Below are 12,051 nucleotides of genomic sequence, written 5' to 3'. Positions count from 1 at the left end.
CGTGCGACGTCGACCTGGCATCAATCAGACAGCCTCGTTGTTCTCGTCCTCGAACGCGGCGAACACCGGATCCTCGGTGACGATCTCTTCAGCGGCGATGAATTCGTTGGTGACGATGCCTTCGGCGATTTCGCGCAGGGCAACAACGGTCGGCTTGTCGTTTTCCCACGCAACGCGTGGCTCTTTGCCGCCGGTCGCCAGCTGGCGAGCGCGCTTGGTCGAGAGCATGACCAGCTCGAAGCGGTTATCCACGTGTTCCAGGCAGTCTTCAACAGTTACGCGGGCCATGGTCTTCCTCAGTAGCAATTGCGGTGGGCGTGCAGCCCAATAATGGGCAGGCGGACTCGATAGTATAAAAATTCACCAGCCAATAGGGAAGCGCTGTTTTGCCGGGCGGTCACCTAGAAGCCCTGTGTTTGCTTCTTTGTGGCCAACCCGCTCGCTCAGGCATCGCCTGCCCCGTGGAAGTGGGTTGGCCCGCGAAAGAGCCGGAACAGACAGCCGCGATACTTGAGCCTGACGATAACCTCAGAGCATCGCGTCACGCAACCGCGGGGTCAGTTCCTCGAACAGGGTCTGAACCGAGCGCAATGCACGGCAATCCGGCCGGGTCAGCAGCCACAGCTGGGTGTCGCAGCCGGGCAGCGGGCCGCTCAGTGCATCCACCCCAGGCAGCGCGTGCACCATGTAGTCCGGCAATGCCGCCACGCCCAGGCCTGCGGTGACCAACTGGGCGATGGTCGACATGCTGCTGCACTGGTAGCGTGGGCTCAGCCCTGGGTGCTGCTGGTTGCGCCAGACCACCGTGGGGTGGTCCTGCATCGAGTCGTCAGGGGCGATCCACGGCACGCTGCCGGGCGACTCGGTCAGGCGTTCGCGCCACTGCGGCTGGCCGCAGACGACATAAGAAGTAGAGCCCAGGTTGCGGCCCACCAGGTGCTCTGGTGGCGTGTTGGTCAGGCGCAAGGCGATGTCGGCGTCGCGCCGGCTGAGGTTGGCGAAGGTGTTGGAGGTGCCCATCTCCAGCGACAAGGCCGGGTAGTTGGGCATGAACTCGGCCAGTGCCGGCAGCAGCAGGCTGTGCATCACCGCCTCGGTACAGGTCACGCGCACCGTGCCGCTGACCACTTGCTCGCCACTGGTCATGGCAATGCGCGCCGCCTCCAGCGCCTGCTCGGCGCGCTCGGCCTGCTCGGCCAGGGCCTGGGCGGTGTCGGTCGGCAAGTAGCCCTTGCGGCTCTTGACGAACAAGGCTGTGCCCAGCGCCGACTCCAGCCGGCGGATCGAGCGGAACACCGTCGAAACGTCGACTTTGAGTAGCTCGGCGGCTTTGGCCAGCGAGCGGCCACGTTCCAGTGCCAGGACCAGAGAGAGGTCGGCGTGGGTAATCTGATATTGCATTGGTGCACGCTCTGCTTGCCGAATTGCCAATGTCTGTTGCGTCGGAGCCATTTTATAGTGAAACGGCCCCCCGGAATCAATGCGCCCGGTCGGGTAACCAATCCCCACGATGGGAAAGTGAAAAGAACAACAGCTGCAACCATCGTCGCCCGTGAGGCGCCAGCCGTATCCCCACATCGCCGCAGCACATCAAAGGATGTACACCATGACGTCGGTAACCCCGTGCGCCAGTTCTTCCAGCGAGATGAATGACTTCCTCCAGGCCCATCCGGACACGCAGTATGTAGACCTGCTGATCTCCGACATGAATGGCGTGGTACGTGGCAAGCGCATCGAGCGGGCCAGCCTGCACAAGGTGTACGAGAAGGGCATCAACCTGCCGGCTTCGCTGTTCGCCCTGGACATCAACGGCTCCACGGTCGAGAGCACCGGCCTTGGCCTGGACATCGGCGATGCCGACCGCATCTGCTTCCCGATCCCCGGCACGCTGTCGGACGAGCCCTGGCAGAAGCGCCCCACCGCGCAGTTGCTGATGACCATGCACGAACTGGATGGCCAGCCGTTCTTCGCCGACCCGCGTGAAGTGCTGCGCCAGGTGGTGAGCAAGTTCGACGACCTGGGCCTGGATATCTGCGCGGCGTTCGAGCTGGAGTTCTACCTGATCGACCAGGACAACCTCAACGGTCGTCCACAGCCGCCGCGCTCACCGATTTCCGGCAAGCGCCCGCAGTCAACCCAGGTGTACCTGATCGACGACCTCGACGAATACGCCGACTGCCTGCAGGACATGCTCGAAGCAGCCAAGGAACAAGGCCTGCCCGCCGACGCCATCGTCAAGGAAAGCGCCCCGGCGCAGTTCGAGGTCAACCTGCACCATGTGGCTGATCCGCTGAAGGCGTGCGACTACGCGATTCTGCTCAAGCGCCTGATCAAGAACGTGGCCTACGACCATGAAATGGACACGACCTTCATGGCCAAGCCCTACCCAGGTCAGGCAGGCAATGGTCTGCACGTGCACATTTCGCTGCTGGACAAGAAAACCGGCAAGAACATCTTCGCCAGTGACGACCCGCTGCAAAGCGACACGCTGCGCCACGCCATTGGCGGCGTGCTGGAAACCATGCCGGCGTCGATGGCCTTCCTGTGCCCGAACATCAACTCCTACCGCCGCTTCGGTGCGCAGTTCTACGTGCCCAATGCGCCGAGCTGGGGCCTGGACAACCGCACCGTGGCAGTACGCGTGCCCACCGACAGCAGCGACAACGTGCGCCTGGAGCACCGTGTGGCTGGCGCCGACGCCAACCCGTACCTGATGCTCGCCGCGATCCTTGCCGGTGTTCACCACGGCCTGACCAACAAGGTCGAGCCCCAGGCGCCGATCGAAGGCAACTCCTACGAACAGCTGGAGCAAAGCCTGCCGAACAACCTGCGCGACGCCCTGCGCGCGCTGGATGACAGCGAAGTTCTCAACCAATACATCAGCCCGGACTACATCGATATCTTCGTGGCCTGCAAGGAAAGCGAACTGGCCGAGTTCGAAGTGTCGATTTCCGACCTCGAGTACAACTGGTACCTGCACACGGTGTAAGCCCATGAGCGCAACTGCGGTCCCCTTGATCGGTGTCAGCGCCTGCCGTCAGCAGGTGGGGAAGAACTCGTCGCACACGGTGGGCGACAAGTATGTCGAGGCGGCCGGCTTTGCCGGCTTACCGCTGATCTTGCCGGCCCGTGATGGCGGCAGCGACACGCATGCGCTGCTGGCTCGCCTGCACGGCATTGTTTTTACCGGCTCGCCTTCAAATATCGAACCGCATCATTACAATGGCGCCCCCAGTGTGGCAGGTACCCGGCATGACCTGGCGCGTGATCGCCTGACCCTGCCGCTGCTGCAGGCGGCCATTGCCGCCGGTGTGCCGGTGTTCTGCATTTGCCGTGGCTACCAGGAACTGAACGTGGCCCTTGGCGGCAGCCTGCACCAGCGCGTGCAGGAACTGCCTGGATACCTGGATCACCGCGAACCTGAGGATGCCCCCCTGGAGGTGCAGTACGGCCCTCGTCACCCGGTCGGCATCGAGCCTGGCGGGTTGTTCGAGCGCTTGGGCCTGGCGGCGCAGTTCGAGGTCAACTCGCTGCACAGTCAGGGCATCGACCGCCTGGCCCCAGGCCTGCGCGTCGAGGCACGGGCCCCGGATGGCCTGATCGAAGCAGTGTCCATGCCCGACGCGCCGGGCTTTGTGCTTGGCGTGCAGTGGCACCCGGAGTGGCGCTTCAACGAAAACCCGGTCTCGCTGCGCCTGTTTCAGGCGTTTCGCGAGGCCTGCATTGCCTATGCAGCACGGGAGGGTGCACGGCAGGAATGATTCTGACGTCAGCCGAAGGTCTCGGATGACTTGTCCCCGGCAGCAAGCTTTCAATGAGTGAAAGCGGGCCTTGTACGCAAGGCCTGTGAAAACAATTCCAAAATTTACGGCAAATACTCATGAGCAATTATACAGAAGCCGGCCGCCCACCCGACGTGGCGGCCGACGCGGGCAACACTCAACGCAGCAAAGGCCTGGCCAAAGGCCGTTTGGGCTTGTTGGCCAGCGTGGTGCTGGGCATTTCCACCATCGCCCCGGTCTACACCCTGACCGGCGCCCTTGGCCCGACCGTGCGTGAGGTCGGTGCCCACCTGCCTGCCGTGTTCATCGTCGGCTTCCTGCCGATGTTGCTAGTGGCCCTGGGCTACCGCGAACTGAACTCGGCAGAGCCGGACAGCGGCACTTCGTTTACCTGGTCGGCGCGAGCATTCGGCCCGATGATCGGCTGGATCGGCGGCTGGGGACTGGTGGTTGCCACGACTATCGTGCTGTCGAACCTGGCGGGGGTGGCAGTCGACTTCTTCTACCTGTTCCTGGGCCAGATCACTGGCAAGCATGAGCTGGCGGCCTTGGCTGACAACCTGCTGATCAACATCACCACCTGTTGCGTGTTCATCGCCCTGGCGGTGTGGATCTGCTGCCGCGGTATAGCCACCACCATGACCGTGCAATACGGCCTGGTGGCCTTGCAGTTGGTGGTGTTGATCGGCTTTGCCGTTGCCGCCTTCGGCGGTACCACGGCGCCGCCACCGCTGGAGTTCGACTTCGCCTGGTTCAACCCGTTCGGCGTCGAGTCGTTCTCGGCCTTTGCCGCCGGGCTGTCGTTGTCGATCTTCATCTTCTGGGGCTGGGACACCTGCCTGACCGTCAGTGAAGAATCGGTGGGCAGCGAAGAGGTACCGGGCAAGGCCGCCACCTGGACCGTGATGCTGATTCTTGGCCTGTATCTGTTCACCGCCATCGCCACCCTGCAGTTCGCGGGTATCAGCGAAACGGGCCTGGGCCTGAACAACCCGCGTATCCAGGAGAACGTGTTCGCTCACCTGGCCGGCCCGGTCATGGGGCCGCTGGCGATCCTGATGTCCATCGCAGTGCTGGCCAGCACCGCGGCGTCGCTGCAGTCCACTTTCGTGGCACCGGCGCGCACCCTGTTGGCCATGGGTTACTACGGTGCGGTACCGCCGAAGTTCGCCAGCGTCTGCCCGCGTTCGCAAACCCCGCGCTACGCCACCATCTGCGCTGGCCTGGCGGCAGGGCTGTTCTACGTGACCATGCGTACCCTCAGCGAGAACGTGCTGGCGGATACCATCACCGCGCTGGGCATGATGATCTGCTTCTACTATTCGCTGACCGCGTTCGCCTGCGTCTGGTATTTCCGCGACAGCCTGTTCGACAGCCTGCGCCACTTCATCATGCGCGGCCTGTGCCCGCTGGTGGGTGGGGTGATCTTGTCGGTGATCTTCGCGCGTACCGCCATCGACAGCGCCTCGCCGGACTTCGGCAGTGGCTCGCATGTGGGCGGGCTGGGGCTGGTGTTCGTGATTGCCGCGATCATCTCGGTGCTGGGCATCGGGTTGATGATGCTGTCGCGCATGCGCGCGCCGGCATACTTCCTGGGGGCTACCCTGCGTCAGCAGGCTACCCTGCCGCTGCAGGAATAAAGCGGGGGGCGCTTTGCGCCCCTGGCGCGACACAAGGCCGCTCTCACAAGGAACTCAATCTCCTGTGGGAGCGGCCTTGTGTCGCGAAAGGGCCTCGAAGAGGCCCCATCAATCTTCAGCCGATCATTTGCTTCAGCAGCGCCGCATGACGCTGTTGCTGTTTCTTCAACAGCAGGCGATTGGAGCGGAACACCGCTTTCAAGTCTTCCAGCGCCACGTCGAAATCATCATTGATGATCACGTAGTCATACTCGTCGTAGTGCACCATCTCGCTGACCGCTTCCTTCATACGCCCGGCGATGATTTCTTCGCTGTCCTGCCCGCGGCCGTCCAGGCGCTGACGAAGCGCTTCCTGGCTTGGCGGCAAAATGAACACAGACAATGCCTGGGGCATCAGCTTGCGCACCTGCTGGGCGCCTTGCCAGTCGATTTCCAGGATCAGGTCATAGCCCTGGTCCAGGGTCTGCTGCAGCGCACTGCGCGAGGTGCCGTAGAAGTTGCCGAACACTTCGGCATGCTCCAGGAAGTCGCCTTGCTGGATCAGCGCCTTGAATTCTTCGTGGACCACGAAGTGGTAGTTCACCCCGTGTTCCTCGCCCGGGCGCATGGCGCGGGTGGTGTGCGAGACCGAGACGCGGATTTGCTGGTCGTCCTTGGTCAGGGCCGTTACCAGGCTGGTCTTGCCGGCGCCCGAAGGGGCCGAAACGATGTAGAGGGTGCCGCTGCTGTGGTTCATGGTCGGGGTGGCCTTACTCGATGTTCTGTACTTGTTCACGCATCTGTTCGATCAATACCTTCAGGTTGACCGCCGCTTGCGTGCTGCGTGGGTCGAAGGCCTTGGAGCCGAGGGTGTTGGCTTCGCGGTTGAGTTCCTGCATCAGGAAATCCAGGCGTCGGCCGGCGGCGCCGCCACCCTTGAGTACCCGGCGCACTTCGGTAACGTGAGTGCTGAGGCGGTCGAGTTCTTCGGCCACGTCGCTCTTCTGGGCCAGCAGCACCATCTCCTGCTCCAGGCGCTGCGGGTCCAGCTCGGCCTGCATATCGCCGAAGCGGTCGAGAATCTTTTGCCGCTGTGCTGCCAGCATCTGCGGGACCAAGGCGCGCAGGGTGGTGACTTCGCTGGCCATGTTGTCCAGGCGCTCGTTGATCAGCCGGGCCAGTTCCTGGCCTTCGCGCTGGCGCCCGGCCTTGAGCTCGGCCAGTGCTTCGTCGAACAGCGCCATGGCTTCAGCGTTCAGGGCCTGCGGGTCGCTGGTGTCAGCCACCAGCACGCCCGGCCACGACAGCACTTCCAGGGGGTTCAAGGGCGCTGGCTGCTTGATCAGGCTGGCGACTTCCTCGGCCGCGGCAACCAGTTGCGCGGCGCGCGCGTGGTCCACCTTCAGCGGTTTGCCGTTGCTGTCTTCGTTGAGGCGCAAGGTGCACTCCACCTTGCCTCGCGAAAGGCCCTGGCGCAGGCCTTCACGTACACCGCCTTCGAGGTCGCGCAGGGCCTCGGGCAGACGCAGGTGCGGCTCCAGGTAGCGGTGGTTGACCGAGCGCAGCTCCCAGACCAGGGTGCCTTGGCTGCCGGCGCGCTCGACACGAGCAAAAGCGGTCATGCTGTGCACCATGGGGAGTACCTCGCGTAGATGAATGAACGGTGGCAGCCTCTTGGCTGCAAGGCGCAGGATTGTAGCGCAGTGGGGCCGTGGCGCCCAATCCACCTATGTTACCGACGGGTGGCCGCGCAAGTAGGAAAAGGCGACGGGCTGTGCCGGGCGCGACAATAGGCATGTCTTCCCCAGGCTGCGGGCTCTATAATGCTCGGCAGATTCAAAGTCCCAGTACAGGTATCCCAGATGAAACGTCCAAGTGGTCGCGCCGCCGATCAGCTCCGCTCGATCCGCATCACCCGCAACTACACCAAGCACGCCGAAGGGTCGGTACTGGTTGAGTTCGGTGACACCAAGGTCATTTGCACGGTCAGCGTGGAAAACGGTGTACCGCGCTTCCTCAAAGGCCAGGGCCAAGGCTGGCTGACCGCCGAATATGGCATGCTGCCGCGCTCCACCGGCGAACGTAACCAGCGCGAAGCCAGCCGTGGCAAGCAGGGTGGCCGCACCCTGGAAATCCAGCGCCTGATCGGTCGTTCGCTGCGTGCGGCGCTCGACATGAGCAAGCTCGGTGACATCACCCTGTACGTTGACTGCGACGTGATCCAGGCCGATGGCGGTACCCGTACCGCGTCCATCACTGGCGCCATGGTCGCCCTGTGCGATGCCCTGGCGGTGATCAAGAAGCGCGGTGGCCTCAAGGCCGGCAACCCGCTCAAGCACATGATCGCTGCCGTGTCGGTGGGCATGTACCAGGGCGAAGCCGTACTTGACCTGGACTACCCGGAAGACTCCGCTGCCGAAACCGACCTGAACGTGGTCATGACCAGTGCCGGCGGCTTCATCGAAGTGCAGGGTACTGCCGAAGGCGCACCGTTCCAGCCGGAAGACTTCAACGCCATGCTCGCCCTGGCGCAGAAGGGCATGAACGAGATCTTCGAACTGCAGCAGGCCGCACTGGCTGACTGACTGTTCCTGTAGATACGAAAAAGCCGACATTAATGTCGGCTTTTTCGTATCTGAACAGCACTCAGATGGTCAACGTCCAGTCATAGTCCACGATCAGCGGCGCATGCTGGGAGAAGCGCGGCTGACGCGGCAGGCGAGCATTGCGCACGAAGCGGCGCAGGCCCGGCGTGAGGATCTGGTAGTCGAACCGGTAGCCCAGGTTGAGCATCTCGGCCTGCTCGTTGTCTGGCCACCAGCTGTACTGGTCGCCTTCACGGCTGACTTCGCGCAGGGCATCGACGTAGCCCATCTCGCCAGTGATCGCATCCATCCAGGCGCGTTCCGGCGCCAGGAAACCCGGCGACTGCTGGCTGTCACGCCAGTTCTTGATGTCGAGCTTCTGCTGCGCCACGTAGAACGAGCCGCAGTAGATGTATTCGCGACGCTTGCGACGCTGCTTGTCCAGGTACTTGGCGAAGTCGTCCATCAACTTGAACTTCTGGTTCAAGTCTTCGTCGCCGTTCATGCCCGAAGGCAACAGCAGGCTGGCAATACTGACTTTGTCGAAATCTGCTTGCAGGTAACGCCCGTAGCGGTCGGCTGTCTCGAAGCCCAGGCCGGTGATGACTGCCTTGGGCTGCATGCGCGAATAAAGGGCCACACCACCTTGGGCGGGCACCTCCGCGTCGCAGGCATAAAGGAAATAGCCATCGAGCTGGAAAGCTGGGTCGTCGAGTTCAAAGGCCGAGGCGCGGGTATCCTGAAGGCAGATGACGTCGGCATTCTGGGCTTGCAACCAGCTGAGCAATCCACGCTCGGCTGCAGCCTGAATGCCATTAACGTTCACACTGATGATCCGCATAAATGGCCCCAAAAATCTCGTGCGTGTATGATACCCGAGCTCAACCCATTTAGCTAAATCCGTGGTATCCGGGACTATCCATGCAGCCGTATCAGCGCGACTTTATCCGTTTTGCCATCGATCGCGGGGTACTGCGTTTCGGTGAATTCACCCTGAAATCGGGGCGTACCAGCCCGTATTTCTTCAATGCCGGCCTGTTCAACACCGGTTCCGCACTGGCGGAGCTGGGGCGTTGCTATGCCGCCGCCATCGTCGACAGCAAGATCCCGTTCGACGTGCTGTTCGGCCCGGCCTACAAGGGTATCCCTTTGGCGGCGACCACCGCCGTGGCCCTTGCCGACCAGCATCAGCTCGACGTGCCTTGGTGCTTCAACCGCAAGGAAGCCAAGGACCATGGCGAAGGCGGCAGCCTGGTCGGCGCGCCGCTGGCCGGTGACGTGCTGATCATCGACGACGTGATCACTGCCGGTACCGCTATCCGTGAGGTCATGCAGATCATCAACGCCCAGCAGGCCAAGGCCGCTGGCGTGCTGATCGCGCTGAACCGCGAAGAGCGTGGCAATGGCGAACTGTCGGCGATCCAGGAAGTGGAGCGTGACTTCGGTATCCCGGTGGTCAGCATCGTTTCGCTGACCCAGGTGCTGGAATTCCTGGCGGACGATCCGCAGCTCAAGCAGCATCTGCCGGCTGTAGAGGCGTACCGGGCGCAGTACGGGATCTGATCCCGGCCTGGTAACGAAAAAGGCGACCTTCGCAAGAAGATCGCCTTTTTTGTATCACCTGTACCGGCTAATCGATCACTCAGCGCGGCTTGCGGTTGGTGATCAGGGTACCCACGCCGCTGTCGGTGAAGATTTCCAGCAGCACAGCGTTCGGCACGCGGCCATCGATGATGTGCGAGCTGTTCACGCCGCCCTGCACCGCATCCAGCGCACACTTGATCTTCGGCAGCATGCCGCCATAGATGGTGCCGTCGGCGATCAGTTCGTTGACCTGCTCGGTGGTCAGGCCGGTCAGTACCTGGCCCTGCTTGTCCATCAGGCCGGCGATGTTGGTCAGCAGCATCAGCTTCTCGGCCTTCAGCGCCTCGGCTACCTTGCCTGCCACCAGGTCGGCGTTGATGTTGTACGACTCACCGTTGGCGCCCACGCCGATTGGCGCGATCACCGGGATGAAGTCGCCTTTCACCAGCATGTTCAGCAGGTCGGTGTTCACGCTCACCACTTCGCCCACGTGGCCGATGTCGATGATTTCCGGGGTGGTCATCTCGGGCGTCTGGCGGCTGACGGTCAGCTTGCGGGCGCGGATCAGCTCCGCATCCTTGCCGGTCAGGCCGATCGCGCTGCCGCCGTGGCGGTTGATCAGGTTGACGATGTCCTTGTTCACCTGGCCACCCAGCACCATCTCCACCACATCCATGGTCGCCGAGTCGGTGACGCGCATGCCATCGATGAAGTGGCTTTCGATCGACAGACGCTTGAGCAGGTCGCCGATCTGCGGGCCGCCACCGTGGACTACCACGGGGTTGATGCCCACAGCCTTCATCAGCACGATGTCGCGGGCGAAGCCGGTCTTGAGCTCCTCGCTTTCCATCGCGTTGCCGCCGTACTTGATCACCAGGGTCTTGCCGACAAAGCGGCGGATGTAAGGCAGTGCTTCGGACAAAACCTCGGCTACATGGGAAGCGGCATCGCGATCGAGGGTCATGCAGGGCTCCTGTAAGGAACAGATAGTCGGTCAGAACGGCAGTTGCAGCTCAGGCTCAACCCGCAGCAACTGGGTACGGAATACATCCTTGATACGTTGCAATTCGGCGTCGCTGTCGGCCTCGAAGCGCAGCACCAGCACCGGGGTGGTGTTGGAGGCGCGAACCAGGCCCCAGCCGTGGGTGTAGTCCACCCGCACACCGTCGATGGTAGTCAGGCTGGCTTCGCCCCAGTCGGCGTCGCGTTGCAGTGCATCAATGATGCTGAATTTACCCTCGTCGGTCACATCAATATTGATTTCCGGCGTGGAAATATCGTTCGGGAAGGCGGCAAACAGGTTTTCGGCGCTCTGCCCGGCCTTGCTGAGGATCTCCAGCAGGCGCGCGGCGCTGTAGATGCCGTCGTCAAAACCGTACCAGCGTTCCTTGATGAAGATGTGACCGCTCATTTCGCCGGCCAGCAGCGAACCGGTCTGTTTCATCTTCTTCTTGATCAACGAATGGCCGGTCTTCCACATCAGCGCGCGGCCGCCGTGTTGCTCGATCAGCGGGCTCAGGCGACGGGTGCATTTGACGTCGAAGATAATCTCGGCACCGGGGTTGCGCGCCAGTACATCCTGGGCAAACAGCATCAGCAGGCGGTCGGGGTAGACGATGCTGCCCGTGTTGGTCACCACGCCGACGCGGTCGCCGTCACCGTCGAAGGCCAGGCCGATGTCAGCGCCGGTTTCCTTGACCTTGGCGATCAGGTCTTCGAGGTTTTCCGGCTTGCCTGGGTCTGGGTGGTGGTTGGGGAAGTTGCCGTCGACCTCGCAGAACAGCGGGATCACTTCGCAGCCCAGGGCTTCGATCAGCTGCGGTGCGATCACGCCGGCGGCGCCGTTGCCGCAGTCCACCACCACCTTGAGCTTTTTCGCCAGCTTTACGTCGCCGACGATCTGCTGGAAGTAGCGGTCAAGGATCTCGACCTTTTCCACGCGGCCTTGGGCCAGGGTCAGGTCGTTGGTTTTCAGGCGGGTCAGCAGGGCCTGGATCTGCTCGTTGGCCAGGGTGTCGCCGGCAATGACGATCTTGAAACCGTTGTAGTCCGACGGGTTGTGGCTGCCGGTCAGCATCACGCCGGACTTGCCGGCCAGCACATTGGCCGCGTAGTACAGCGCCGGGGTGGGTACCAGGCCAACGTCGCTGACCTGGCAACCGGCATCGACCAGGCCTTTGATCAGCTGTTCGACCAGCATCGGGCCCGACAGGCGGCCATCGCGCCCTACCGAAACCTGCGGTTCGCCCTGGGCCAGGCTCTGTGCACCGATGGCGCGGCCGATCCAGTAGGCGGTATCGGCATGAAGGGTTTTGCCGACCACGCCGCGAATGTCATACGCGCGGAAAATGCTGTCTGGTAGTGCGGCGGGGACCAGGTGGGCCATGTCGTTCATCTCTGGAAGCTCCAATAATCAAAGGCTTTCTGGGCAGGCGCAAACTGAACGCTTGGACGGTGCTTTCGCCAGAGAGTTCGCCATCC

The 12,051-nt window shown here is 62.6% G+C and carries 11 protein-coding genes and 1 pseudogene; 5 read left to right on the top strand and 7 right to left on the bottom strand.

Going from position 1 to position 12,051, the window contains the following annotated elements; all coding sequences use genetic code 11:
* Nucleotides 1–24: 24 nt before the first annotated feature.
* Both rpoZ and ACNQP3_RS28565 read right to left on the bottom strand, forming a co-directional pair.
* Nucleotides 25–288, bottom strand: coding sequence for a DNA-directed RNA polymerase subunit omega (gene rpoZ, locus ACNQP3_RS28570; protein WP_003253383.1), 264 nt, complete (start codon nucleotides 286–288; stop codon nucleotides 25–27).
* A 240-nt stretch (nucleotides 289–528) separates the two neighbouring features.
* Complete coding sequence (locus tag ACNQP3_RS28565) at nucleotides 529–1,401, bottom strand: LysR family transcriptional regulator (RefSeq protein ID WP_012274831.1); 873 nt, start codon at nucleotides 1,399–1,401, stop codon at nucleotides 529–531.
* Between the two features lie 205 nt (nucleotides 1,402–1,606).
* Between ACNQP3_RS28565 and ACNQP3_RS28560 the strand changes: the two genes are divergently transcribed.
* The 3 genes from ACNQP3_RS28560 (at nucleotide 1,607) to ACNQP3_RS28550 (ending at nucleotide 5,422) form a co-directional block, all read left to right on the top strand.
* Entirely contained in the window at nucleotides 1,607–2,989 is a 1,383-nt protein-coding gene (locus tag ACNQP3_RS28560; RefSeq protein WP_012274830.1) for a glutamine synthetase family protein, read from the top strand.
* Nucleotides 2,990–2,993: 4 nt separating this feature from the next.
* Nucleotides 2,994–3,761: a gamma-glutamyl-gamma-aminobutyrate hydrolase family protein gene (locus ACNQP3_RS28555; protein ID WP_012274829.1), complete on the top strand. Its 768-nt coding sequence runs from the start codon at nucleotides 2,994–2,996 to the stop codon at nucleotides 3,759–3,761.
* Nucleotides 3,762–3,880: 119 nt separating this feature from the next.
* Nucleotides 3,881–5,422: an APC family permease gene (locus ACNQP3_RS28550; protein WP_012274828.1), complete on the top strand. Its 1,542-nt coding sequence runs from the start codon at nucleotides 3,881–3,883 to the stop codon at nucleotides 5,420–5,422.
* A gap of 115 nt (nucleotides 5,423–5,537) precedes the next feature.
* On the opposite strand, the gene gmk is transcribed toward ACNQP3_RS28550, so the two are convergent.
* Nucleotides 5,538–6,158, bottom strand: coding sequence for a guanylate kinase (gmk, locus tag ACNQP3_RS28545; protein ID WP_012274827.1), 621 nt, complete (start codon nucleotides 6,156–6,158; stop codon nucleotides 5,538–5,540).
* 13 nt (nucleotides 6,159–6,171) lie between these two features.
* Entirely contained in the window at nucleotides 6,172–7,035 is an 864-nt protein-coding gene (locus ACNQP3_RS28540) for a YicC/YloC family endoribonuclease (RefSeq protein ID WP_012274826.1), read from the bottom strand.
* Nucleotides 7,036–7,263: 228 nt separating this feature from the next.
* Here ACNQP3_RS28540 and rph point away from each other — a divergent pair, with 228 nt between their 5' ends.
* A complete protein-coding gene (gene rph / locus ACNQP3_RS28535) occupies nucleotides 7,264–7,986 on the top strand; it encodes a ribonuclease PH (protein WP_012274825.1) in 723 nt (240 codons plus the stop codon).
* Between the two features lie 61 nt (nucleotides 7,987–8,047).
* Here rph and ACNQP3_RS28530 read toward each other — a convergent pair whose 3' ends face one another.
* On the bottom strand, nucleotides 8,048–8,827 hold the full coding sequence (locus ACNQP3_RS28530) for an exodeoxyribonuclease III (protein WP_003253401.1): 780 nt from the start codon (nucleotides 8,825–8,827) through the stop codon (nucleotides 8,048–8,050).
* Nucleotides 8,828–8,907: 80 nt separating this feature from the next.
* Here ACNQP3_RS28530 and pyrE point away from each other — a divergent pair, with 80 nt between their 5' ends.
* Complete coding sequence (gene pyrE / locus ACNQP3_RS28525) at nucleotides 8,908–9,549, top strand: orotate phosphoribosyltransferase (RefSeq protein WP_003253405.1); 642 nt, start codon at nucleotides 8,908–8,910, stop codon at nucleotides 9,547–9,549.
* 79 nt (nucleotides 9,550–9,628) lie between these two features.
* On the opposite strand, the gene argB is transcribed toward pyrE, so the two are convergent.
* Together argB and ACNQP3_RS28515 are read right to left on the bottom strand one after the other, a co-directional pair.
* The gene (gene argB, locus ACNQP3_RS28520) at nucleotides 9,629–10,534 is read right to left on the bottom strand and encodes an acetylglutamate kinase (protein WP_004575216.1); all 906 of its coding nucleotides are present in this window, start codon (nucleotides 10,532–10,534) and stop codon (nucleotides 9,629–9,631) included.
* 30 nt (nucleotides 10,535–10,564) lie between these two features.
* Nucleotides 10,565–11,932 (bottom strand): annotated as a pseudogene (locus ACNQP3_RS28515) (phosphomannomutase/phosphoglucomutase); the annotation flags it as partial.
* Nucleotides 11,933–12,051: the final 119 nt, after the last annotated feature.

Source organism: Pseudomonas sp. LFS074, assembly GCF_047978165.1.
Taxonomy (GTDB): Bacteria; Pseudomonadota; Gammaproteobacteria; order Pseudomonadales; family Pseudomonadaceae; genus Aquipseudomonas; species Aquipseudomonas putida_P.
This window is presented reverse-complemented; position numbering and strand designations above follow the sequence as displayed.

Excerpts from the sequence above, each read along its gene's own strand:
- rpoZ (WP_003253383.1), bottom strand. The coding sequence starts at position 288 with ATGGCCCGCGTAACTGTTGAAGACTGCCTGGAACACGTGGATAACCGC.
- ACNQP3_RS28565 (WP_012274831.1), bottom strand. The coding sequence starts at position 1,401 with ATGCAATATCAGATTACCCACGCCGACCTCTCTCTGGTCCTGGCACTG.
- ACNQP3_RS28560 (WP_012274830.1), top strand. The coding sequence starts at position 1,607 with ATGACGTCGGTAACCCCGTGCGCCAGTTCTTCCAGCGAGATGAATGAC.
- ACNQP3_RS28555 (WP_012274829.1), top strand. The coding sequence starts at position 2,994 with ATGAGCGCAACTGCGGTCCCCTTGATCGGTGTCAGCGCCTGCCGTCAG.
- ACNQP3_RS28550 (WP_012274828.1), top strand. The coding sequence starts at position 3,881 with ATGAGCAATTATACAGAAGCCGGCCGCCCACCCGACGTGGCGGCCGAC.
- gmk (WP_012274827.1), bottom strand. The coding sequence starts at position 6,158 with ATGAACCACAGCAGCGGCACCCTCTACATCGTTTCGGCCCCTTCGGGC.
- ACNQP3_RS28540 (WP_012274826.1), bottom strand. The coding sequence starts at position 7,035 with ATGGTGCACAGCATGACCGCTTTTGCTCGTGTCGAGCGCGCCGGCAGC.
- rph (WP_012274825.1), top strand. The coding sequence starts at position 7,264 with ATGAAACGTCCAAGTGGTCGCGCCGCCGATCAGCTCCGCTCGATCCGC.
- ACNQP3_RS28530 (WP_003253401.1), bottom strand. The coding sequence starts at position 8,827 with ATGCGGATCATCAGTGTGAACGTTAATGGCATTCAGGCTGCAGCCGAG.
- pyrE (WP_003253405.1), top strand. The coding sequence starts at position 8,908 with ATGCAGCCGTATCAGCGCGACTTTATCCGTTTTGCCATCGATCGCGGG.
- argB (WP_004575216.1), bottom strand. The coding sequence starts at position 10,534 with ATGACCCTCGATCGCGATGCCGCTTCCCATGTAGCCGAGGTTTTGTCC.